17 protein-coding genes are annotated in these 23,468 nt (G+C 44.3%); 10 read left to right on the forward strand and 7 right to left on the reverse strand.

Features of this window, described 5'->3' with window-relative positions; genetic code table 11:
• The first annotated feature begins 8 nt into the window (after positions 1-8).
• From AACW75_RS21935 to tldD, 3 genes are all read left to right on the forward strand, one after another.
• Positions 9-3,881, forward strand: coding sequence for a YhdP family protein (locus AACW75_RS21935; RefSeq protein WP_145572215.1), 3,873 nt, complete (start codon positions 9-11; stop codon positions 3,879-3,881).
• A 106-nt stretch (positions 3,882-3,987) separates the two neighbouring features.
• A complete protein-coding gene (locus AACW75_RS21940) occupies positions 3,988-4,800 on the forward strand; it encodes a carbon-nitrogen hydrolase family protein (RefSeq protein ID WP_237297513.1) in 813 nt (270 codons plus the stop codon).
• 19 nt (positions 4,801-4,819) lie between these two features.
• Positions 4,820-6,265 (forward strand): metalloprotease TldD, encoded by a 1,446-nt coding sequence (gene tldD / locus AACW75_RS21945; RefSeq protein WP_135456144.1) that lies wholly within the window; start codon positions 4,820-4,822, stop codon positions 6,263-6,265.
• A gap of 168 nt (positions 6,266-6,433) precedes the next feature.
• Here tldD and AACW75_RS21950 read toward each other — a convergent pair whose 3' ends face one another.
• Positions 6,434-7,813, reverse strand: coding sequence for a PhoH family protein (locus AACW75_RS21950; protein ID WP_017073036.1), 1,380 nt, complete (start codon positions 7,811-7,813; stop codon positions 6,434-6,436).
• Positions 7,814-8,278: 465 nt separating this feature from the next.
• Here AACW75_RS21950 and rapA point away from each other — a divergent pair, with 465 nt between their 5' ends.
• Complete coding sequence (gene rapA / locus AACW75_RS21955) at positions 8,279-11,188, forward strand: RNA polymerase-associated protein RapA (protein WP_145569929.1); 2,910 nt, start codon at positions 8,279-8,281, stop codon at positions 11,186-11,188.
• A 140-nt stretch (positions 11,189-11,328) separates the two neighbouring features.
• Here rapA and AACW75_RS21960 read toward each other — a convergent pair whose 3' ends face one another.
• Positions 11,329-12,606, reverse strand: coding sequence for an NRAMP family divalent metal transporter (locus AACW75_RS21960; RefSeq protein WP_145569942.1), 1,278 nt, complete (start codon positions 12,604-12,606; stop codon positions 11,329-11,331).
• A 156-nt stretch (positions 12,607-12,762) separates the two neighbouring features.
• Here AACW75_RS21960 and rluA point away from each other — a divergent pair, with 156 nt between their 5' ends.
• Together rluA and AACW75_RS21970 are read left to right on the forward strand one after the other, a co-directional pair.
• Entirely contained in the window at positions 12,763-13,497 is a 735-nt protein-coding gene (gene rluA, locus AACW75_RS21965) for a bifunctional tRNA pseudouridine(32) synthase/23S rRNA pseudouridine(746) synthase RluA (RefSeq protein WP_145569927.1), read from the forward strand.
• A gap of 34 nt (positions 13,498-13,531) precedes the next feature.
• Positions 13,532-14,494, forward strand: coding sequence for a D-2-hydroxyacid dehydrogenase (locus AACW75_RS21970; RefSeq protein ID WP_145569925.1), 963 nt, complete (start codon positions 13,532-13,534; stop codon positions 14,492-14,494).
• 137 nt (positions 14,495-14,631) lie between these two features.
• Here AACW75_RS21970 and AACW75_RS21975 read toward each other — a convergent pair whose 3' ends face one another.
• The 4 genes from AACW75_RS21975 to argR all read right to left on the reverse strand — a co-directional run bounded on the left by AACW75_RS21975 (position 14,632) and on the right by argR (position 19,792).
• Positions 14,632-15,069, reverse strand: a complete 438-nt coding sequence (locus tag AACW75_RS21975) for a universal stress protein (RefSeq protein WP_029224773.1) — start codon at positions 15,067-15,069, stop codon at positions 14,632-14,634.
• Positions 15,070-15,176: 107 nt separating this feature from the next.
• Complete coding sequence (locus AACW75_RS21980; protein ID WP_145569923.1) at positions 15,177-17,756, reverse strand: TRAP transporter permease; 2,580 nt, start codon at positions 17,754-17,756, stop codon at positions 15,177-15,179.
• A 253-nt stretch (positions 17,757-18,009) separates the two neighbouring features.
• The gene (locus AACW75_RS21985; protein WP_017073043.1) at positions 18,010-18,978 is read right to left on the reverse strand and encodes a TAXI family TRAP transporter solute-binding subunit; all 969 of its coding nucleotides are present in this window, start codon (positions 18,976-18,978) and stop codon (positions 18,010-18,012) included.
• A gap of 343 nt (positions 18,979-19,321) precedes the next feature.
• Positions 19,322-19,792 (reverse strand): transcriptional regulator ArgR, encoded by a 471-nt coding sequence (gene argR, locus AACW75_RS21990; RefSeq protein ID WP_017073044.1) that lies wholly within the window; start codon positions 19,790-19,792, stop codon positions 19,322-19,324.
• Positions 19,793-20,142: 350 nt separating this feature from the next.
• Between argR and mdh the strand changes: the two genes are divergently transcribed.
• Both mdh and AACW75_RS22000 read left to right on the forward strand, forming a co-directional pair.
• Complete coding sequence (gene mdh / locus AACW75_RS21995; protein WP_009847834.1) at positions 20,143-21,078, forward strand: malate dehydrogenase; 936 nt, start codon at positions 20,143-20,145, stop codon at positions 21,076-21,078.
• A 112-nt stretch (positions 21,079-21,190) separates the two neighbouring features.
• The gene (locus tag AACW75_RS22000; RefSeq protein ID WP_145569922.1) at positions 21,191-21,382 is read left to right on the forward strand and encodes a hypothetical protein; all 192 of its coding nucleotides are present in this window, start codon (positions 21,191-21,193) and stop codon (positions 21,380-21,382) included.
• Between the two features lie 94 nt (positions 21,383-21,476).
• Here the strand turns inward: AACW75_RS22000 and ispB are convergent, their stop codons facing one another.
• Positions 21,477-22,448, reverse strand: a complete 972-nt coding sequence (gene ispB / locus AACW75_RS22005; protein WP_017073046.1) for an octaprenyl diphosphate synthase — start codon at positions 22,446-22,448, stop codon at positions 21,477-21,479.
• Positions 22,449-22,716: 268 nt separating this feature from the next.
• Here ispB and rplU point away from each other — a divergent pair, with 268 nt between their 5' ends.
• On the forward strand, positions 22,717-23,028 hold the full coding sequence (gene rplU, locus AACW75_RS22010; RefSeq protein WP_004740823.1) for a 50S ribosomal protein L21: 312 nt from the start codon (positions 22,717-22,719) through the stop codon (positions 23,026-23,028).
• 19 nt (positions 23,029-23,047) lie between these two features.
• On the forward strand, positions 23,048-23,305 hold the full coding sequence (rpmA, locus tag AACW75_RS22015) for a 50S ribosomal protein L27 (protein WP_004735905.1): 258 nt from the start codon (positions 23,048-23,050) through the stop codon (positions 23,303-23,305).
• Positions 23,306-23,468 lie beyond the last annotated feature (163 nt).

Here is a 23,468-nt window from a genome sequence, read left to right on the forward strand (position 1 = left end):
GATATTTTGTGAGCTCAAGCGTTACTCTGATTCTTCGTGCATGTTTATGGTTAGTGGTTACTCTCTTAGTAACGCTAGCCATTGCCGTTACTACACTGCGTGTAGCCTTACCCAATTTAAACAAGTATCAATCTGAAATTGAAGTTTGGGTAAATCAACATTCCGGTTTTGAATTTTCTATTCAAGACGTGGGTGGTTTTTGGCGCAACACTCACCCCTCTATTGCCCTACAAGGCGTCAAAGCTAGCCTTCCAAATGCTGAAGATGTGACCTTCTCTGTTGAGCGTGTTGAAGTCGAGTTTGACTTGATTCAATCGCTTGTTCAGATGCGTCCGGTTGTGGCCGATCTGGTCATGAATCAAATGTACCTTGATATCCGTTCTATTGACTTGTTTGCTGGGCAAAACGGCAAAGATAAACCTAAAGAATCGAACTCTTCAAAGCGAATTATGCAAGAGCTGGATAACTTGTTGTTGAAAACGTTAGTGGATGTTACCGCTAAAAATTCAACCCTTGCATATCGGACTATTTCTGACGAAGACCGCCAACTCGACATTGAAACTTTAAAATGGCAAAACTCAGGTAAACATCACCTTGCGGAAGGTGTGGTGAGTATTAAAGACGCCAACCTAAATTCCTTGTCAGTGAGTGCTAACTTTGTTGATGGTGGATCGTTGACCGATATGACGGGCGAGTTCTATGTGAGCGCGGATAATATCTCGGTGAAGCCTTGGTTAACCCGCTACATGCAGGCGGAGTCAGGTGTTGAAACCGGTACGGTCAGCCTTAATAGCTGGTTAACGTTGAAAAACAGTAAGCCAGTTAATGCTTATGTTGAGGTATTACCTTCTGAACTGACTTGGAACGAGGATGGCCGCCACGATTTGATGATTGAATCTGGTGTGTTTAAGCTTTCTCCATTGGAAGATGGTTGGCAAGTAAATGGTCACTCACTTAATTTGAGAACCGATGATACGCCTTGGCCTGAACTTGATGTCGCATTTAAGTGGAACAAAGGTCCGTGGCAACTCAATGTTTCTGAGCTTGATGTTGCAACACTAACGCCGTTGATTAAGTTGTTGCCGGATTCTGAACAGTCCTCCCAAATGATTAACTCGTTGGCTCCCGGTGGTTTGGTTTCTGATATTCGTGTATCCATGGATTCAGGTATTGAAAGCTTACGTTATTCTGCGAGTTTTTCTGATATGGCTATCGAGCAATGGGAATTAGTCCCGGGTTTTAGCCAAGTTTCAGGGAGTGTGTTTGGTTCTGCATCAGAAGCGAAAGCCAGCTTGCATGTTATTGATGATGTGTTTCCTTATGGCGATGTATTCCAAGCCCCTCTAAATATCAAACAAGGTCAGGTTGATATTGTTTGGCAGCAAGATGAAAACGGTTGGAAGCTTTGGTCCGATAAAATCACGGCTGCAACGCCAGATTTACAAGTTTTGGGCGCATTTCGTTTGGATTTCCCGAATGATGCAAGCCCATACCTGTCTTTTTACGGTGAAGCGGACGCTTACAATGTGGGCGAAACATGGCGTTACTTACCGACATTAGCGCTTGGCCAAGATTTAACGGATTACCTTTCTACTGCGATTCAAGCCGGTAAAGCCGACACCGTTAAGTTACTTTGGCATGGTGAGTTAGCCCAATACCCCTACACCAATCACGATGGTATTTTCCAAGTTTGGGTTGGGTTAGAGAACGCGAAATTTAGTTTTGATACCGGCTGGCCACTGATTACCGATCTTCAACTTGATCTGCTATTTGAAAATGATGCGATGCATCTAGATTCTCGTTCGGCTCAATTGATGGATGTAACCGCCGATCGTATTACGGGTCGTATTCCCTATTTAGGGGAAGGCGGTCATATTGAAATTGAAGCGAAGGCCACCGCGTCGGGCAATGCAGTACGCGATTACATGACCGCTTCTCCATTAGTCGATTCCGTCGGTGCAGCCTTAACGGCTCTGCAAGTGAGTGGCGATGTGTCATCTGAATTCCAACTCAATATTCCTTTCGATTCCGAAAAAGAGCCAAGAGCGTGGGGTTATGCCGATCTGAGTGGGAATCATGTTGAAATTGAAGCTCCGCCAATGGTGCTTGAAAACACGACAGGACGTATCGAGTTTGATAATGATGTCATCACGGCGAATGGCTTAGCTGCTGATTTACTGAAACAGGGCATCTCTGTTGATTTTAAAGGCCTCAATGATGGCCCAGGGTACGCAGTTGATATCGATGTTTTAGGCGATTGGGACGTTAAACCTCTAGAGCCTTATATTGGCGAGCAATGGTTAAGCCGTTTATCGGGTCATGCTCAGTGGCAAAGTCAGATTGATATTCAGCTCAACGATATCGGTTTTAGTTACCAACTGGATTTGCAGTCAGATCTTAAGTATTTGGCTAGTGATTACCCATATCCATTGGCGAAAAAATCATTAGAAAGTGGCTCAGCAAGGCTACAAGCGTCGGGCAATCAAGAAGCGATTACCGCACGTTTACAGCTCCCTAGCACCAAATATCAGGCTGAAATTGATATTACAGACGATGTTCCCAAGTTAACGGCGACTAACTTAGTGCTTGGTCGGGGTGGTTATAAAATTAGTCCTGTTGTTGGCCATCATGCGTTAATTCGCACTGACAAGTTCAATGCCGATGATTGGTTATCGGTAGTGATGGAACCGGTGAAGCCTTCAGATGCTGTGCTCAGTCAAATGAACACGCCAACCATTCCTGCACCAAGTCGCATTACGTTCGAGAGTAAGGAACTGATCTTAGGTGGTATTCCTTGGAATGATGTCGATTTTAGCGCTCGTAAGAACAAACAGGCGTGGCAGATGGAAGTGTCTAGCCAAGAGATCGAAGGAGATATTAATTATCTGCCTCCATACGATTTAACGGTTTCGCTGGATCGCCTACATTTGTTTGTTCCTGAGTGGAGTGACAAGAAAAACCAAGAACAATTGCTTCAACGAAAAGAGCAAGAAGCCCCATTGATCTCTGAATTGGATAGAAAGATCCATGATGCGATGCCAAATCTAAAATTGACCCTTAACGATTTTTGGTTGCAAGGCTATAAGGTAGGTAAGGTCGATGTTGAACTGGCTAGGCAAGACGATCGTATTGAGTGGAAGAAGATTCAGGTTCGAAGCGGCGGAAACAAAGCGGATGTGAGTGGCTGGTGGGAATTGAAAGGCGATAAGAGTCATTCATCGCTCGCCGTTGATGTTGAAGGCGAGAACAACAGTGAATTAATGGAACGTTTTGGTATTACTTCAGGGATTCAAAAAGCGCCTTTCGCGCTGGAAGGTCAACTGCAGTGGGATGGATCTCCTTGGGGTATTAAAATGGATACCCTTGACGGAAACGTTGAAACCAAATTCGGTAAAGGCATTATTTCAGACGTAAGTGGTGCTGCTCGATTGCTTGGTTTGTTTAGCCTAGATTCAATCATTCGTAAGATGCAGCTCGATTTCTCTGATGTGTTTGATAAAGGCATGGCGTTCAACAGCATCACAGGTACGGGTAAAATTCAAAATGGCATATTCCTGACGAATGACTTAAATATGGATGCCGTTGCGGGCGAGATGCAGATCAAAGGTATCGCTAACTTGAATACGCGTCAGGTTGATGCTGAAGTGAACTTTACCCCAGATATTACATCCGGTATTCCGGTATTAACGGCATTTGCTGTGACTCCGCAAACCGCACTGTACGTGTTGGCGGTAACTACCGTTATTTCGCCAGTGGTTGAGGTCTTTACCCAAGTTAATTACTCGGTGAAAGGACCTCTGGATTCACCAACGGTAAGTGAACTTTCGCGCAGTTCCGGTGAGTTCCAGTTACCAGAAAAGCTTAGGAAACTCGCTCAGTAACCGTTGCTAAGCGAGTCGATTAATAGACGAATTAGTTAAAGTACTCGCTGATTAATATACGGTAAATGCTGATTTCTGAATCATAATGAATGAAGGAGCGATACACATGGATTGTGTTGGGTTGATTCAAATGACATCTGGTCCCAGCCCTGAATTGAACTTTGACTACCTTGTTCAAGAAGTAGCAAAGTGCAAAGCGTTAGGAGCTAAGTGGGTTGTTTGCCCTGAAAACGCGTTAGTGTTTGGCAGCAAAGCTGATTATCACCAGTATGCAGAGCCTTTAAATGATGGCCCATTACAGAAGAAACTGTCTGAGTTAGCTACGCTTCATCGAATCTGGATTATTGTCGGTAGCATGCCGATAAGTACGGCTGAAGGCGTGACTACTACAACATTGGTGATTGATGATTTTGGCAGTTTAGTGGCTCATTACGACAAGCTACATATGTTTGATGTTGATGTGGCCGATGCGCATAAGTGTTATCGAGAGTCCGATATTTTTACTCCGGGTGACCGAGTTGTGACGACAGAAACGCCTTTTGGTCGCTTAGGTTTGAGTATTTGTTATGATGTGCGTTTTCCACACTTGTATTCAGAGTTACGTGAGCAAGGTGCGCAGATCATTATCGTTCCAGCGGCGTTTACAGCAGTGACTGGTCAAGCGCATTGGGAAGCCTTATTAAGGTGCCGTGCGATCGAAACACAATCGTGGGTTGTCGCGGTAGGGCAAGGGGGAAAACATCCTTGCCAAAGAGAAACATGGGGACACTCAATGGTGGTTGATCCATGGGGACGAGTGGTCGCACAGCTAGACCAAGAGCCTAAAAGTATGGTGGTTGAGATAGACACATCCAGTTGCGAATCAATCAGGCAAAATATGCCAATAGCGCAACATTCTCGATTCACCAATCAATTTTAATTACAAACAAGAGCCATTTATGAGCATTAATCAAATTGAAGAAGCACTACTGAACCCGACAGGGCTTACGGAGCAAAATATCGCAGATACATTGGCGAGCATTGCTACCCGCCAAATTGATTATGCTGATATCTATTTCCAGTCAAGCTGGCACGAATCTTTGGTGCTAGAAGATAGCATCATTAAAGACGGTTCTTTCAACATCGACTGCGGTGTTGGTGTTCGAGCGGTATCTGGCGAAAAAACCGGTTTTGCGTACTCTGATCAAATCCAATTAGAGGGTCTGAAGCAAAGTGCGATTGCTGCTCGTGGTATCGCGAAGCAAGGTCAAAACGGCAAGGTTCACGCTTTCAAACGCAATTCGAACCAAGCTTACTATGACGCGGTTAACCCGCTAGCAAGCTGGGAAAAACAACAAAAAACAGAATTACTAAAAGCGCTTGATGCTTACATTCGTACTAAAGAGCCTATGGTCACTGAAGTATCAGTGAGTTTAAGCGGTGTGCATGAGCAGATGCTTGTTGCTGCTACTGACGGCACTTTCGCGGGTGATATTCGTCCGCTTGTTCGTTTATCTATCAGCGTACTGGCACAAAAAGGCGATCGTCGTGAGCGCGGCAGTGCTGGCGGTGGCGGTCGTTTTGGTTACGACTTCTTCCTAAGCGATGCTAATGGCTCTCAGGTTGCTTACCAATTTGCAGATGAAGCGATTCGCCAAGCGTTAGTTAACCTTGAAGCAGTAGCCGCTCCTGCTGGTGCGATGCCAGTCGTATTAGGTTCTGGCTGGCCAGGCGTTTTACTGCATGAAGCAGTTGGTCACGGTTTAGAGGGTGATTTCAACCGTAAAGAATCTTCAGTATTCTCAGGTAAGATCGGCGAGCAAGTAACATCAAGCCTATGTACAATCGTTGATGATGGTACATTGACAGATCTTCGTGGTTCATTAAACGTTGATGATGAAGGTGTAAACGGTCAGTACAATACCTTAATCGAAAACGGCATCTTAAAAGGTTACATGCAAGACAAGCTTAATGCTCGTCTAATGGGTGTAGCGCCTACGGGTAACGGTCGTCGTGAGTCTTACGCGCACCTTCCTATGCCGCGTATGACAAACACTTACATGCTGCCGGGTGAACATACTCCTGAAGAGATTATCTCAACGGTTGAAAGAGGCATCTACGCGCCAAACTTCGGTGGCGGCCAGGTTGATATTACTTCTGGTAAGTTCGTGTTCTCAGCTTCTGAAGCGTACATGATTGAAAACGGCAAAATCACTCACCCAGTGAAGGGTGCAACGCTCATTGGCTCTGGTATAGAAGCGATGCAGCAAGTGTCTATGGTGGGTAACGACCTTAGCCTAGACCGTGGTGTTGGTGTGTGTGGTAAAGCTGGCCAAAGCGTTCCAGTCGGTGTTGGTCAACCAACATTGAAACTAGATTCTCTTATAGTAGGTGGTACTGAGTAATTCAGGCTAACCCCGCGTTTGATTAGAGTTTCAGTTTCTTAGAAAATAGAAGCTAGAAGCTAGAAGCTAGAAGCTAAAAGCGCCTCCAATGTGAGGCGCTTTTTTGTTTCTGGGCTTTTCTGTTTCTGGGCTTTTTGTTGCTGGATCGCTATTTACTAAACTGAACAGTTACATGTTCTCTTCAGCAAATTCTGCCAGTCGGCTTCGTACCACACCATTGAGGTGGATATTGGCGCTGCCTTCGAAGTTTTTAAAACGCTCTACCATGTAGGTGAGCCCTGAGGTCACTGGGGTTAAGTAGGAAGAGTCTATCTGCGCAAGGTTCCCTGAACAAACAATCTTAGTCCCTTCACCACAGCGGGTGATGATGGTTTTTATTTGTGAAGCGGTGAGGTTTTGGCATTCATCGAGAAGAACAAAGGCATTTTGGATCGAGCGGCCACGCATGAAGTTGATCGATTTGAACTGGATATTGGCTTTATCACAGATGTATTTCATTGAGCCTTCGGTGCAATGATCATTTTTGTGTAGCGCCTCTAAGGTATCCGTTACTGCTGCTAACCATGGCAACATCTTTTCTTCTTCTGTACCGGGAAGAAAACCAATCGACTCGCCAATATCGGGCGTGTTTCGGGTTACGATGATCTTATCGAAATGTTTACGCTCAATGGTTTGTTCAAGCGCGGCAGCCATGGCTAACAGTGTCTTACCACTCCCGGCAGCCCCTGTTAGTATTACAAGGTCAATATCAGGATCGAGTAGGGCATCGATCGCCATACCTTGGTAGATGTTTTTCGGTGTAATGTCCCACGCTCTGCGGTTCATTAACCGTTCGCGACTGAGATCTCTCAAAGTGATGGTTTCGGTTTCAATCTCTTCGACACGAGCGGCAAAGTCACTCTCCTCGTCAATCACATATTGGTTGAGAAAGGTCGGTTCGAAAGGCGCTCTTGCTAGGGTGTGTAACGTTTTCCCCCCTAAAGCCTTACTCTCGACATTATCGATGCCATCCCAAAATGCCCCTTCAAGTTGCTGAAAGCCTTTAGTCAGGTATTGGATGTCATCAATCAGTTGGTCTGTTTGATAATCTTCAACAAAGCGAACGCCAGCGCCTTTTGCTCGTAAGCGCATGTTGATGTCTTTGGTGATGAGAACCACTTCGCGCGGCGCACGTTTGTTCTGAAGGTATAAAACAGCGTTGAGGATTCGGTTATCGCCAGCCTTGTCGTCGGCAAAGGCTTTGACGCTTTCTTGAAGTTCGTAGTCAGCGAGTATTGAAATACTGCCAGATGCGTTAATGTCTTGAGAAAAAGGAATGCCTTCCGATATTTGATCTGGTGTGGCTTCCCTGAATAAGTCTTCGAGCGTTCGAATCGCAATTCTTGCATCTCGAGCAACGTCTCTTTTACTGTCTTTGATTCTGTCGAGTTCTTCTAGCACTGTCATCGGAATAACGACATCGTGCTCTTGGAAAGAAAATATAGCGAAGGGTTCGTGAAGTAGGATATTAGTATCTAAAACAAATAGCTTCCGGTTGGTCTCGCTCATAGCATCTCCTTGCCGACATGCGGCTGCTTTGCATTCATTGAACGTAGATAAAGCTCATATAAAGATTAGTATCTCACTAAGGTTATAGTCAACTACTCACCTAAACTTCATCTAAAGGAATATCGACATATCGTTGTGGGTGGATATCGAGTATTCATTTGAGAGCAGCAATCTGCTACCTGTAGATTAACCATGATTTTTTGACAGTTTGATTGCATTAGCGAAAACAGAAAAAAAGTATGAAATCATGTCCTTTAGGCGTGACCTAAATCACAGCATCGAGTAAGATTAGCGACCTTTTTCTGCACCATTTCCTCAAGATATTTATTATCGAGAGCGCACTTAAAAAGTGGCTGCAAACTAGGCATCTTTGGCTATATTTTTAATTCAGGAGCGAAAACGTTCCTGTTTAAAATTGCAGTTCAAATGACCAAATTCCAACTATAAGATTGAGGTAGTCGATTCATGACATTTGCTTTGGGGCAACGCTGGATAAGCGATACGGAGAGCGATTTAGGTTTAGGTACCGTTGTAGCAATGGATGCTCGAACAGTGACAGTAATGTTTGCAGCGTCAGAAGAAAATCGTGTGTACGCACGTACTGATGCTCCCGTAACCCGAGTAACGTTTAATATAGGCGATGTCATCGAATGCCAAGAAGGTTGGTCTTTATCTGTCGAAGAAATTATCGAAGATAAAGGGCTGCTGACTTACTTAGGTACTCGCGAAGATACCCAAGAAACAGAGGTGACTCTGCGTGAAATATTCTTAAGCAATCAAATCCGCTTTAACAAACCGCAAGACAAACTGTACGCGGGGCAAATCGATCGTATGGATAACTTTGTCCTACGTTACCGCGCGTTAAGCAACCAATACCAACAACACAAAAGCCCAATGCGTGGCTTGTGTGGTATGCGTGCTGGCTTGATCCCTCATCAGTTGTACATTGCTCATGAAGTCGGTCGCCGTCATGCTCCACGTGTTTTACTTGCTGATGAAGTTGGCTTAGGTAAAACAATCGAAGCGGGTATGATCATCCACCAACAAGTCTTATCTGGTCGCGCTGATCGCATTCTGATTGTGGTGCCTGAAACTCTTCAACACCAATGGTTAGTTGAGATGATGCGTCGTTTCAACCTGCACTTCTCGATCTTCGATGAAGAGCGCTGTATTGAAGCCTTTGCCGAATCGGATAACCCATTCGATACACAACAATACGTTCTGTGTTCTTTGGATTTCCTACGTAAGAGCCGCAAGCGCTACGAACAAGCACTTGAAGGTGAGTGGGATCTGTTGGTTGTCGATGAAGCGCACCACCTTGAGTGGAGCCAAGACAAACCAAGTCGCGAATACCAAGTGGTTGAAGGTTTGGCTGAAAATACCTCTGGTGTACTACTGTTAACCGCAACACCGGAACAGCTTGGTCGTGAGAGTCACTTTGCCCGTCTGCGTCTGCTTGATCCTGACCGTTTCTATGATTACGAAGCATTCGTTGAAGAAGAAGATCAATACGCGCCTGTTGCTGATGCAGTCACGGCATTGTTCTCAGGCGTGAAGCTTGAAAATAGCGCCAAAAATCAGATTACAGAGCTTCTTTCTGAGCAAGATGTTGAGCCTTTGTTCCGTATCATCGAAGGTGATAGCAGCGAAGAAGAACAAACGTTAGCGCGCCAGGAGCTAATTGATAACCTGATGGACCGCCATGGTACTGGTCGTGTTCTATTTAGAAACACGCGTGCAGCAATCAAAGGCTTCCCTAAGCGTAATGTAAACCTACTGCCGATGGACATTCCAACGCAGTACACAACCTCTATGCGTGTATCAGGCATGATCGGTGGCAAAATGGCCCCTGAAGCTCGTGCGATGAAGATGCTGTACCCAGAAGAGATTTTCCAAGAGTTTGAAGGTGAAGACTCAAGCTGGTGGCAGTTCGATTCACGAGTGAACTGGTTGATTGAAAAGATCCAAGACAAGCGTAGCGAAAAGATCCTAGTGATTGCTTCGCGTGCGAGTACGGCTCTTCAATTAGAGCAAGCTCTGCGTGAGCGTGAAGGCGTGCGTGCAACGGTATTCCACGAAGGCATGTCGATTCTAGAGCGTGATAAAGCAGCGGCTTACTTTGCTCAAGAAGAGGGCGGTGCTCAGGTTCTTATTTGTAGTGAAATCGGTTCTGAAGGTCGTAACTTCCAGTTTGCAAACCAGTTAGTGATGTTCGATCTTCCGTTCAACCCAGACTTGCTTGAGCAACGTATTGGTCGTTTGGATCGTATCGGTCAGCTTCGTGATATCGACATTCATGTTCCTTACCTAAAAGGCACATCGCAAGCGATTCTAGCGCGTTGGTTCGATGAAGGTCTGAACGCATTTGCAGAGACTTGTCCAACAGGTCGCACGGTTTACGATAAGTATTCTGATGTTCTAATCGAAATGCTAGCTTCTGGTAATACCGAGCAACTTGATGAAGTAATTGAAGAGTCTGCCAAGCTAAACCAAAGCCTGAAATCAGATCTAGAAAAGGGCCGAGATCGCCTACTCGAGATGCATTCCAACGGCGGCGAAAAAGCGCATGAAATTGCAGAGAAAATTGCGTCTACTGACGGCGACACTAACCTAGTCAGTTTCGCTCTGAGCCTATTTGATACCATTGGTTTGAACCAAGACGACAAAGGTGAAAATGCTCTAGTGGTAACACCATCTGAGCACATGATGGTTCCAAGCTACCCAGGCCTACCTTATGAAGGTGCAACCATCACGTTTGATCGTGAAACTGCACTTTCTCGTGAAGACATGAACTTTATTAGCTGGGAACACCCAATGATTCAGGGCGGTATTGATCTGCTATTGAGTGAAGGTGTTGGTGCATCAGCGGTATCGCTACTGAAAAACAAAGCGCTACCTGTTGGTACTATCCTGCTTGAGTTGGTTTATCTTGTTGATGCGCAAGCGCCAAAGCGCAGCGGTATCAGTCAGTTCTTACCTAAGACACCAATTCGCTTGATGATGGATGGTCGTGGTAACGACTTATCAGCTCAGGTTGAGTTTGACAGCTTTAACCGCCAGCTAAGCCCTGTGAACCGTCACTTGGCGAGCAAGCTAGTGAACTCGGTACAAGGTGAGATTCATAAGCTTATCGAAGCAGGTGAGGCGCACGTGGTTCCTAAAGTGGAAGAAGTGCGTGAACAAGCTCAAAGAGACATGCAAACCAACCTCAACGGTGAATTAGAGCGTCTACAAGCGCTTAAAGCCGTGAACCCTAATATTCGTGATGAAGAGCTAGAGGTTATCGAAGCTCAAATCAATGAACTGACGGGTTACATCAGCAAAGCACAGTTTCAGTTAGATTCACTACGTTTGATTGTGGTTTCTCACAACTAAGCCAAGAACTAGCATATCGCTAGCTTAACGCTTTAACGAAATAAGGCCTTCATTACGAAGGCCTTATTTGTATCTGTAGCTTGGTTAACCGTTTGGTTAATAGTTCGTTTAAGAGTTTGGCTAATAATTTGGAGAGCTGATTACATCAACCATTTCCACCAAACGAATAGAGCTAAGAAACCAAACAAGTAAGTAAGACCAGCTATCGATAACCATTTTAGTTTTGGACCAATCGCAAGCGCTTCCGGAAGCTTAGCTTTGTTTACCAAGATGAAGTTAAGTAGGGCGAAGAATGGCGTAGTTACAAACGCAAGTACCATCGCAAAATCGAGCATTGGCATCAGTGCTGCGCTGAAGAACATCACAATTGCCAATGCCGCGATAGAAACAATGATGATCCAGCCTTGCAGCATTCTTGGGCTCGATTCTTTTTTCAATAACAGGCGCTGTGATTCTGCAAGCACACGTGAATAGCCATCGATAACGGTAATGGTACTGCCAAAAATACAGAAAAAGGCGATAAGTGCGATTAATGGACGAGACCATTCGCCAATTGTCGAGGCGTAGATGCCGACTAATTGATGAGTGAAGCCAACACCTGAGCGAGACAGTTCAACACCTGAACCGTGAAGTACTAGGGCGCCTAACGCGACAAATACCAGCGCCAGTAATGCCGTACCAATGTAGCCTACGTTGAAATCAAACAATGCTGATTGAGCGGTCACTTCTTGTTTCTCTTTTTGGCTTTTTAGCCACATTGAGGTGATGCTTGATATCTCGATAGGCGCAGGCATCCAACCCATGGTTACCACGATAAAGCCAATAGCAGCCAATGACCAAGGCGACGGTGGAATAAATGCAGCGTCAGGTTCGACTGGAGAGCCAATAGCGATAGCCACAGCAGCTAGAGTGGTGATAGTCAGGATCGCCATGATCGCTTTAGATAGCGTATCAAGAGCTCGATAGTGACCCGCAAATAGAATGACCAAACACGTTGCTAAAACAATCATGCATAAGGTGCTGGTGGCTAAATCAAAAGGAATAAAGTAGCTAAGTAGGCTTGCACTGAATAACAGCAAGGCTGCGGTATTCACGACTGCGGAAATAGCACTCAGTATCGAAAAGATCACAAGGTATGGGCGGCCTAGGTTAGAGTAACCTTCCACCAAGCTTTGACCCGTTCCTAGTGTGTATTGGATACCGGCTCTGAAGAATGGGTACTTAAATATGTTTACGAGGATAATAAGAGCGGCAAGTTGCCAACCATAAATGGCACCAGCTTTAGTGGATGCAACTAAGTGCGATCCTCCTACAGCTGCTGCAGCCATCATAATACCTGGGCCAAGAGACTTAATTAAAGTTGATAGGGGGGCAGAGGTTTGTGCTTCTTTTGTGGTTGTTTTAACCGTACTTTCCATCATTTTTCCTTTGATGCTGACTTCTTATTTTCCGTTACCCTATCAATACCATGTTTTGTAAGGTCGTCAACTTTTATGTACAAAAATGATGGGAATTGTATTTTTTTATAAACAAGTTAACCGTAAATTATTATTCAACCGTAACTAGAGGCTGGAATGGCATTAGAACAATACGTACCACCGCGTGAACCTTGGATTGATATTGTTTATCAAGATGACGATATTCTAGTTGTGAACAAGCCTTCGGGTCTGCTTTCTGTGCCGGGCAGGTTACCAGAGCATTACGACAGTATGTGGAGTCGGTTGGTTGTCGAGTTTCCGGAGGTTCAGGTTGTACATCGACTGGACATGTCGACATCGGGATTGATGCTGCTCGCTAAACACAAACAAGCTGAGCGTCATTTGAAGAAGCAATTTCAATATCGACTGACACACAAACTCTATTACGCCCGAGTATGGGGTTCAGTAGAAGAAGCAGAAGGTTTGATTGATTTGCCACTCATTTGTGATTGGCCAAATCGACCAAGACAAAAAGTGTGTTTTGAAGATGGCAAATCATCTCAGACTCGTTATGTCGTCGAACAACAAGAGCCTCAAACCACACTGTTGAAGCTGCTTCCTATCACGGGTCGTTCCCATCAATTGCGTGTGCATTGTATGGAGCTCGGCTTTCCAATTGTGGGTGATGAGTTTTATGCAACGCCAGACGCGTTTAAATATAGCGACAGGTTAGCTTTGCACGCGTGTGAACTGAGCTTTTATCATCCAGCGAATGACCAACTCTTCACAGCCTTTGTTCCATGTGATTTTTACCCTAAAGCATCATCACAAATTGAACAGCACTTTGAAATTGCGCCCGAGCTTCCAGACTACAGTAACCTAAAAGCTTAGAATGATTTAATTGACATAAATTCAAGGACGTACAATGCCGAAGTTGAAAGTGGTCTTTCTCGACCGAGCCACCATCCCATCTCAAATTCATTTAAAACCTCTCAGCTTTGAACATCAATGGGTTGAGTATGACTTCACGGCACCAGAGCAAGTGCCTGAGCGAGTTGAAGGCGCTGACGTGGTTATTACCAACAAGGTCGTACTTAACAAATCGAATTTGTCTCAAGCACAACAACTTAAGTTAATAGCCGTTTCTGCGACGGGTGTGAACAATGTCGATGTTAGTTACTGTAATAGCAAGAATATCGCCGTTACCAATGTGCAAGGCTATGCGACTCAATCGGTGCCTGAACATGTTATCGCGATGCTGTTTGCATTAAAGCGAAACCTTGTTGGTTACCATCAGGATATTGAATCTGGCGAGTGGCAAAAGGATAAACAGTTCTGTTTCTTTACTCATCCGATTCAAGATGTTGCAGGCAGTACATTAGGCTTAATCGGTAGTGGTGGCTTAGGACAAGCAACGGCGACATTGGCTAAAGCGATTGGTATGAACGTCATCTTTGCAGAACGTAAAGGGGCCGATTCTTGTCGAGAGGGATATCTGCCTTTTGATACGGTGTTACAACAAGCAGATGCAATCAGCTTACATTGTCCATTGACCGAAGCGACCCGAGACCTGATTTCAGTGCGAGAGCTAACATTGATGAAACCAACTGCGGTTTTGATTAATGCGGGTCGTGGAGGATTAGTGAATGAACAAGCCTTGGTTGACGCTTTAAACAATCACGAGATTGCGGGTGCGGGTATGGATGTGTTCACACAAGAACCCGCAGACAACTCGAATCCATTGTTGGCTAATAGTCATTTACCAAACTTGTTACTAACACCTCACGTCGCATGGGGCAGTGATAGTGCAATTCAAAAGTTGTCGGATATTTTAATGGACAACATCGAGGCATTTGTCGCGGGTAAGTCGCAGAATCTAGTAAGTTAGTAAGTTAGTAAGTTAGTAGGTTAGTAGGTTCATGATAAGAGCGACTTAGCGGGTGTTACTTAAGTCGTCTCAGAAATAAAAAAGGTTGGCTTTAGGCCAACCTTTTTAGGTATTTATCTTAACGTTTACTGGGCGGGTTAGCCTTGAGGCTTAACGACCAATACATTGATTGGTGAGTTCTGTACGACTTTGCTTGCCACTGAACCCAGTACCACTTTATCGATCTTCGAACGTTTATGACTAGGCATGACGATAAGGTCGGCACCAAGTTTTTCTGCGTAATCTAGAATCGTTGTGTAGGTTTTGCCTTCGGCAACGTGAACCTTATACACGACTTCATCATCGATGTGTTTGTCTGCAAACTCTTTCAGCTGATTTTTAACATCAAGCTTCATTTGGTTCGCCGCGTCTTTCGGGAAGTAAGACGCAACCATCGACATATGAATGCCTGGAAGAACATTCAGAATGTGGATTTGCGCATTACTGTGTTTTGCGTGCCATACCGCTAGCTCAACTGCTTTATCAGAAAAGCCTTTGTCGTTTAGATCAACGGGAACAAGGATTTGTCTATACATGTATTCGTCTCTTTTTGAGCTGCGCTTAGTACACACTAAGCGCTGTAATTATCTTTTCCATGTAGTAAAAAAGCCAAATAGAGTAGAGCGTTACTTGGCTCTATCCATTACGCGCTAATCTCATCCTTACGAGCACGCCTTCTTTGGTTCATTGCTAAACCAATCAAAATCAGTAGGGCAGGTAAGAAGACCCACTCTTTCATCGGTCTTTCTGCGTCTTGGATAACTGATTTAATTTCCCAATCAAAGTCAATGCCAGCGGCTTCTGCTGGGCTACCAAACTCAACCATATCAACAATCATTTTGTCGTCAGCTTGTGTCAGCATTAAGCCCATTGAAGCAATGCGGTCTTCACTTGTTGTCGCAGAATCTTCAAATGGAAGGCGAACCGTCTTCTCAGAATAGTTACCTTCTAAGTTTTCGCCACCCACTCTTAACTCAAGAGATTGTCCCACAGATAGACCTTCTGTGATTTGAGCGATCTCAACTCCAGGTGAAAGAACTTTCTCTGGATAAATCATGTCCCACCAGAAGCCAGGGCGGAAGAAAGAGAAAGTTAGAACCAATAATAGGATCGTTTCCCACCATTTGTTCTTGGTAAACCACCAACCTTGCGTTGCAGCTGCAAAGATAAGTACCGCGGTCACAGAAGAGAAGATAGTGAGGAATAGATGCCACCAAGAATCAATGCCCATCAACAGTAGTTGGGTATTGAAGATGAACATGAATGGCAAGATCGCGGTCCGAATATCATAGGTAAAGCCTTGAATACCAGTACGGATCGGGTCTGATTTTGCAATCGCGGCGGCCGCAAAGGCTGCCAAACCTACTGGTGGTGTATCATCAGCCAATATACCGAAGTAGAACACGAATAAGTGAACTGCAATCAGAGGGATGATCAGGCCATGCGCCGCGCCTAAGGTAACAATTACCGGAGCCATCAGCGTTGATACAACGATGTAGTTCGCCGTTGTTGGTAAGCCCATACCTAAGATTAAGCTGATTACCGCAGTGAATAGCAGCATAAGAATGATGCTACCGCCTGAGATGAACTCAACGAAGTCCGTCATTACCAAGCCGATACCCGTCAGAGTCACCACGCCGACAACCGTACCCGCAGCCGCTGTCGCTACGCCGATACCGATCATGTTACGTGCGCCTGAAACCAAGCTCTCTAGTAAGTCAACAAAGCCCGCTTTAGTCTGCTCTGCAAGATCGTCCGATTTGTTCATCAGAGTCATCAAAGGACGCTGTGTGATCAAAATGAAGATCATGAATACAGTTGCCCAAAACGCAGATAGACCTGGAGAGAATCGCTCTACAGTCAGACACCAAACAAGAACCACGATAGGCAGTAGGAAGTGCAGGCCAGATTTAATGGTTGGGCCTGGATCGGGTACTTCTGTTAGTTCAGCATCGATGTCCATGCCACTTTCAGTGGCATATTTTGCTGATACTCGAACCAAGGCTACATAAGAGATCAATAGAGCAACGGTAACAATAGGTGTCGCTGCATCGCCAAAAACATCTTTCGTCCAGCCGACACCGTAGTAAACCGCAGCACTGATGACACATAGCCCAAGAATGGTGCCTGTGAATGAAAGTAAGCTTTGTACGATAGTGGGTGTGTGACGACGAGGTAAGCCAGTCATACCTGCTTTACATGCTTCTAAGTGAACAATGTAAATCAAGGCGATGTAAGAGATAAGAGCAGGCAATAGCGCCGCTTTAATCACTTCTACATACGAGATACCCACATATTCAACCATCAAGAATGCAGCAGCACCCATGATTGGTGGAGTTAATTGACCATTGGTTGAAGCGGCAACTTCTACAGCACCGGCTTTTTCACCTGAGAATCCGACTCTTTTCATTAGAGGGATCGTAAAAGTACCCGTGGTTACCACGTTAGCGATAGATGAACCAGACACAAGACCGGATAAGCCAGATGCAACAACGGCTGCTTTCGCTGGGCCGCCTTTCATGTGGCCAAGTAAAGAGAACGCAACCTTGATGAAGTAAGCACCTGCGCCCGCGCGTTCTAGCATTGCACCAAACAGTACAAACAAGAATACGAATGACGTAGAGACGCCAAGAGCAACACCGAATACACCTTCAGTTGTTAGCCACAGATGCGACATTGCCTTGTTCAGGCTTGCACCTTTATGGGCGATAACGTCTGGCATGTGTGGACCGCCAAAGGTGTAAAGTAAGAACACTGCAGCCACAACCATAAGAGGTGGACCTAAAGCGCGTCGTGTTGCTTCAAGCAGTAGAACCATACCAAATACAGCAGCAACAATATCGAATGTTGTTGGTGCGCCTGAACGTTCAGCGAGTTGAGTATAGAAAATATAGATATACGAAGCTGAAAAGCTACCAACCAGCGCTAATATCCAGTCGACCGCAGGAATTCTATCCCGAGGTGAATTTTTCATGGCTGGGTAAGCGGTAAAGGCTAGGAAGATGGCAAACGTAAGATGAATTGCTCGAGCTTCAGTGTCGTTTAAAATTGCGAAGTTAAAAATGAACGGCAGCGGAGATGCATACCAAAGTTGGAACAGTGACCAACATAGAGGCACAAACCATAAAATACGACCTTGGAAACCGCGAGGGCTACGCGCACCAGTGTCTGATTGTGCCACCATTTCTTGCACATCTGGAGACGGTGATGTTGTCTGCGTCATGTACTTTATCCTTATTATTGATGGTCTGCCTTTCTTACGAACAACGAGACGTTATTTATTTCCTATCTAGTGTAGTGAATTGACAGGAAAATGCGTTTTGTTCGTCTTTGTCTTAGGCTTGATACGAAGGTAAGTTCGCCAAATTGGAGAAACTTAAAGGTTTGTTTCTTTCCACTTAGATTATTTTTATAAAACGTGAAAAGCCAATAAGGAGGACATGCCTCCTTATTGGTAGAGCAGGCTTAAAGTAGAATTACTTTAGAAGGCCTACTTCTTTGTAGTATTTTACTGCGCCAGGGTGAAGTGGGATTGAGATACCCGCTTTAACCATGTCTTCTTTCTTCAGGTTAGCAAATGCTGGGTGCAGGCGTTTGAATGTAGCGAAGTTTTCAAATACTGCTTTAGCAACGTTGTATGCTACTTCATCAGAAACATCAGAAGTTGTTACCATTGTTGCTGCAACACCGAAGCTGTTTACGTCAGCATCTGTACCACGGTACATGCCAGCCGGAACTGTGCTGTATGCGTAGTATGGGTTTTCAGCTACGATTTTGTCGATCTGTGGACCGGTTGCTGAAACCAATTTTGCATCACAAGAAGTCGTTGCTTCTTTGATTGATCCGTTCGGGTGACCAACCATGTAGATGAATGCATCAATCTTGTTGTCACAAAGTGCTTGTGAACGCTCAGAACCTTTCAGTTCAGAAGCAAGCTTGAAGCTGTCGTTCGTCCAACCCATCGAGTCCATTACAACACCCATCGTTGCACGGTCACCAGAACCTGGATTCCCAATGTTTACACGCTTACCAGCTAGGTCAGACACATTGTTGATGCCTGCATCGGTACGAGCGATGATGTTGAACGGTTCTGTATGTAGAGAGAACATAGCGCGAAGTTTTTTGTATTCGCCCTGATCTTTGAACTTACTTGTACCGTTGTAGCCGTGGTATTGCCAGTCTGATTGAACAACACCGAAATCTAGTTCACCAGCACGGATGGTGTTAACGTTGTAGATTGAACCACCAGTAGACTCTACAGAACAACGAATGTTGTGGTCTTTGCGGCCCTTGTTCACTAGCTTACAAATTGCACCACCCGTTGGGTAGTAAACACCTGTAACTGAACCAGTACCAATTGTGATGAACTCTTGAGCGTTAACTGCGCCAGCGCCCATTACAGCAGCTGCAATAGCACCAACTTTAATAAGTTTGGTAAATGCCATGAATTTCCCTTCCTTTATTCATTATTAACCCTGAAACAAGTGTAGTTGCTTCTGGAGTTTCCTATTTGGAAACGGCATCTTTTTCAATCCATGTGATGAAAAAGTGTCTGAATAATATCAAAAATTGGCAGAAAATTACTCGAATGTTAAAAGATATAGCTAATAAATCTAACAAATGAGGCTTAGATATCGTGTTTAATTTGCTACTGATTTTTTTAAAATCAATGGTTTAGTGTGGATAATAGGGCGGGGAGGTAGATATTCTAGGATGTGATTTGGATCACGAAGCGAATAGATATTCGTGATCCATTAGTATGCTTGATAGTTATGAAACTGTGAGCAATTACCCTGCGTATTCAAACAGTTCGCAGACTGAATCGAACAATTGCTTAGTGGTTACTGTCAAGGTTGGGGTAATGAAGATCGTATCATCGCCTGCGACTACACCCAGTATGCCTTCCGACTTACCTAATGAGTCTAATAGACGAGCAATAAGTTGTGCTGCACCGGGGCCTGTGTGTATCACAACTAACGCATTGTTGTGGTCAATATCTAGTACTAATTCTCTTAGAGAACTCGAAACGGTTGGAACGCCAAGCTCAGCTGGAAGGCAGTAAACCATCTCCATTTTTGCATTGCGAGTTCGAACAGCACCAAACTTGGTTAACATACGCGAAACTTTAGATTGGTTGATGCTTTCAAAACCTTCATTTTTGAGGGCGTCAACAATTTCACCTTGTGAACCAAAACGTTCTTCTTTTAATAGAGATTTAAAAGCGCGAACTAAGTTGTCTTGTTTTTCTGTATTGCGCATATGTCATTCTTATTTATTAATAAAGATATTTGCATATTCTCGCATACATATTCAATTTTAGCCAAAACATCACAATAATTTGTTAGTCATATCACTGTAAATTTTTAATAGAATAATATTCCATTTAAGATGACTTGTTTTGTTATTTCAGTCGATTATCGCCATAATGCGAACTTGCTGTGTAGCACGGTTTTATTGACTTGCGCGAAGTCGCAAAGCTAGCGTTAATTGATTGTAATCACTTTGTGATTAATATAGTTTTTTAATCATAATTTAGCTTTTTAGCCTTAATTAGCTCAAGAACTACCCTACAAAGAATCTATAAGAGAAAGCTCTCAAGGAGAATAACAATGAAAGTAGCTGTTATTGGTGCCGCTGGTGGCATCGGTCAAGCCCTAGCCCTACTACTAAAGAACCGCCTACCTGCTGGTTCAGATCTTGCACTTTACGACATTGCACCGGTAACACCGGGTGTCGCTGCCGATCTTAGCCACATCCCAACGCCTGTTTCGATCAAAGGTTACGCGGGCGAAGATCCAACGCCAGCACTTGAAGGTGCGGATGTTGTGCTTATTTCTGCGGGTGTAGCTCGTAAGCCTGGTATGGATCGTGCGGATCTTTTCAATGTGAACGCTGGCATTGTTAAGTCTCTTGCAGAGAAAATCGCAGTTACTTGTCCTACTGCTTGTGTTGGTATTATCACTAACCCAGTAAACACAACAGTACCAATCGCTGCTGAAGTACTTAAGAAAGCGGGCGTTTACGACAAGCGTCGTTTATTTGGTATTACGACTCTTGATGTGATTCGTTCTGAAACGTTCGTTGCTGAGCTGAAAGATAAAGATCCAGGTGACATCCGTGTTCCTGTTATCGGCGGCCACTCTGGTGTAACGATTCTTCCTCTTCTTTCTCAAGTTGAAGGTGTTGAGTTCACTGACGAAGAAATCGCAGCGCTAACGACTCGTATCCAAAATGCAGGTACTGAAGTAGTAGAAGCGAAAGCGGGTGGCGGCAGTGCAACTCTATCTATGGGTCAAGCGGCTTGTCGCTTCGGTCTTGCTCTAGTGAAAGCACTTCAAGGCGAAGAGAATGTTATTGAGTGTGCATACGTTGAAGGTGAAGGCGAGCACGCACCATTCTTCGCTCAACCAGTTAAACTAGGCAAAGAGGGCGCAGAAGCGATCCTTAGCTATGGTGAGCTGAGTGATTTCGAACGCAACGCATTAGACAGCATGCTTGAAACGTTGAACGGCGATATTGAAATCGGTGTTGAGTTCGCTAAATAAGCGTCACACCATTTAATCTAATTGACGAAGCCGATCATTATGGTCGGCTTTTTTGATCCTTGGACTCAAGTCATTCGTAGTTCCTTTTATGATTAAAGTAGAGGGGAAGGTCATGTCTAGTGTTCAAAAGGGTATGAATGTCGAGTTTTTGGGGCGTTTAGGAAAAATATTGGTCATTGATGAACAAGAGCAATATGCCTTGGTAGAGACTTACAATGGTCATGATCAGTACGCAGTGCCAATGGCTGAGCTTGAAGAGATTGAAGCTGAGCAGCCATTATCGTTAGAATCGAGCCGATACTGAATTTAGATTCAGTGCAGTTAAAACCAAAAAAGAGCCTCAAGGCTCTTTTTATCTATTTATACTGTGTAGTTTTTTTAAGGTAGGTGCCTTTGAATTATTTACTACGTTTAACAGCAAGATGAGCGAGCGTGGTTAATGCCTGCTTATATTCTGAGTCAGGAAGTACAGAAAGCTCAGAAATAGCCTTGTCTGCTTCTTCATAAGCTTTATTCGTTGTGTATTCTAAAGAGCCTGTCTCTTCCATCGCCACAAGAATATCTTTGAGCTTATCCATGCCGTTGGCTTTTTCAATCGCTTCACGAATCATGCTTGCTTGCTCTGGCGTACCATTGCGCATGGCATAAAGTAGAGGCAATGTTGGTTTGCCCTCAGCAAGATCGTCACCTACGTTCTTACCCATCTCTTTACCATCAGCAGTGTAATCCATCACATCATCAATCAACTGGAATGCGGTGCCTAGGTATTTACCATAGTTCTGCATTGCCGTTTCTATTTCTGGTGACGACTCTGTAAGAATAGCGCCGATTTGTGTCGCAGCTTCAAATAAGCGAGCGGTTTTAGAATAGATGACCTGCATATAGCTTTCTTCTGTCGTGTCCGGGTTATTACAGTTCATTAATTGTTGAACTTCACCTTCGGCAATCACGTTTACGGCTTCACTCATTAGCTCAAGGATCCTTAAAGATCCTAGCGTCGTCATCATCTGGAATGAGCGAGTGTAAATAAAGTCCCCGACCAAAACGCTAGCGGCATTACCAAAAGCGGCATTGGCAGTCGCTTTACCACGTCTCATGTCCGATTCGTCGACGACATCATCATGAAGTAAAGTTGCTGTGTGAATAAACTCAATAAAGGCAGCAGAGGTGATATGAGCTTCACCTTGATAACCAAGAGCACGAGCAGATAAAAGAGCAAGCAAAGGGCGTAGGCGTTTGCCTCCACCGCTAACGATATAAAAACCAAGCTGGTTGATTAAACTTACGTCAGAATTAAGTTGGGCTTGAATTGTTTCATTCACTTTTGCCATATCATTGGCAGTAAGCGTTTGGATAGCTTTAAAATCCATTGTTCATCCGGCTGAAGTTAGACCCTGTAAGGCTTATACGTTGTATTTAATTGTTGAATAATACACTAAAAAACGTTGATTAATACATCACTTAAAGGCATGATTGCCGCACTTTTCTTTGGCGAACATGTTTTCGCCAATATTTTAAAAATATGGCTTGTCATAGCGGCATGATTCCCGTAGAATCTGCGCCCTATTGATTAGTTTAGCGCACACCCGAGTTGTACAATTAACAACCATAGGCTGTGCGGAAAAAGCGGAGTAAAATATGTACGCTGTTTTCCAATCTGGTGGCAAACAACACCGAGTAAGCGAAGGTCAAACACTTCGTTTAGAGAAATTAGACGTTGAAACTGGTGCAACTGTAGAATTTGATAAAGTTCTTCTTGTTGCTAACGGCGAAGAAATCGCTGTTGGTGCACCTCTTGTTGAAGGTGGCAAAGTTACTGCAGAAGTAGTACAACACGGTCGTGGCGATAAAGTTAAAATCGTTAAGTTCCGTCGTCGTAAGCACTCGCGTAAGCAAGCTGGTCACCGTCAGTGGTTCACAGAAGTGAAAATCACTGGCATTAACGCTTAAGTATTAGGAGAGTTTAACAATGGCACATAAAAAAGCTGGCGGTTCTACTAATAACGGCCGCGATTCAGAAAGCAAACGTCTTGGTGTTAAGCGTTTTGGTGGTGAATCTGTTCTTGCAGGTAACATCATCGTTCGTCAACGTGGTACTAAATTCCACGCTGGCACAAACGTTGGCATCGGTAAAGACCATACTCTTTTCGCTCTTACTGAAGGTAAAGTGAAATTTGCAGTAAAAGGTCCTAAAAACCGTAAGTTTGTAAGCATCGAAGCTGAGTAATTTAATCTTTTATTAGATTATGTTTACATAGCTTTCAAGCTGAATTCAAAAGCCCTGCCGATTCGGCAGGGTTTTTTATTTATAGCGAGAATAAAAAAGTAGACGCTCTGGCTTTGGTTTTGAGAAGCAGTGTGGTTTTTGATAAACAGTTTAGTTTTAAGAA

Origin of the sequence: Vibrio sp. L3-7, assembly GCF_963898195.1 — a bacterium.
Taxonomy (GTDB): domain Bacteria; phylum Pseudomonadota; class Gammaproteobacteria; order Enterobacterales; family Vibrionaceae; genus Vibrio; species Vibrio echinoideorum.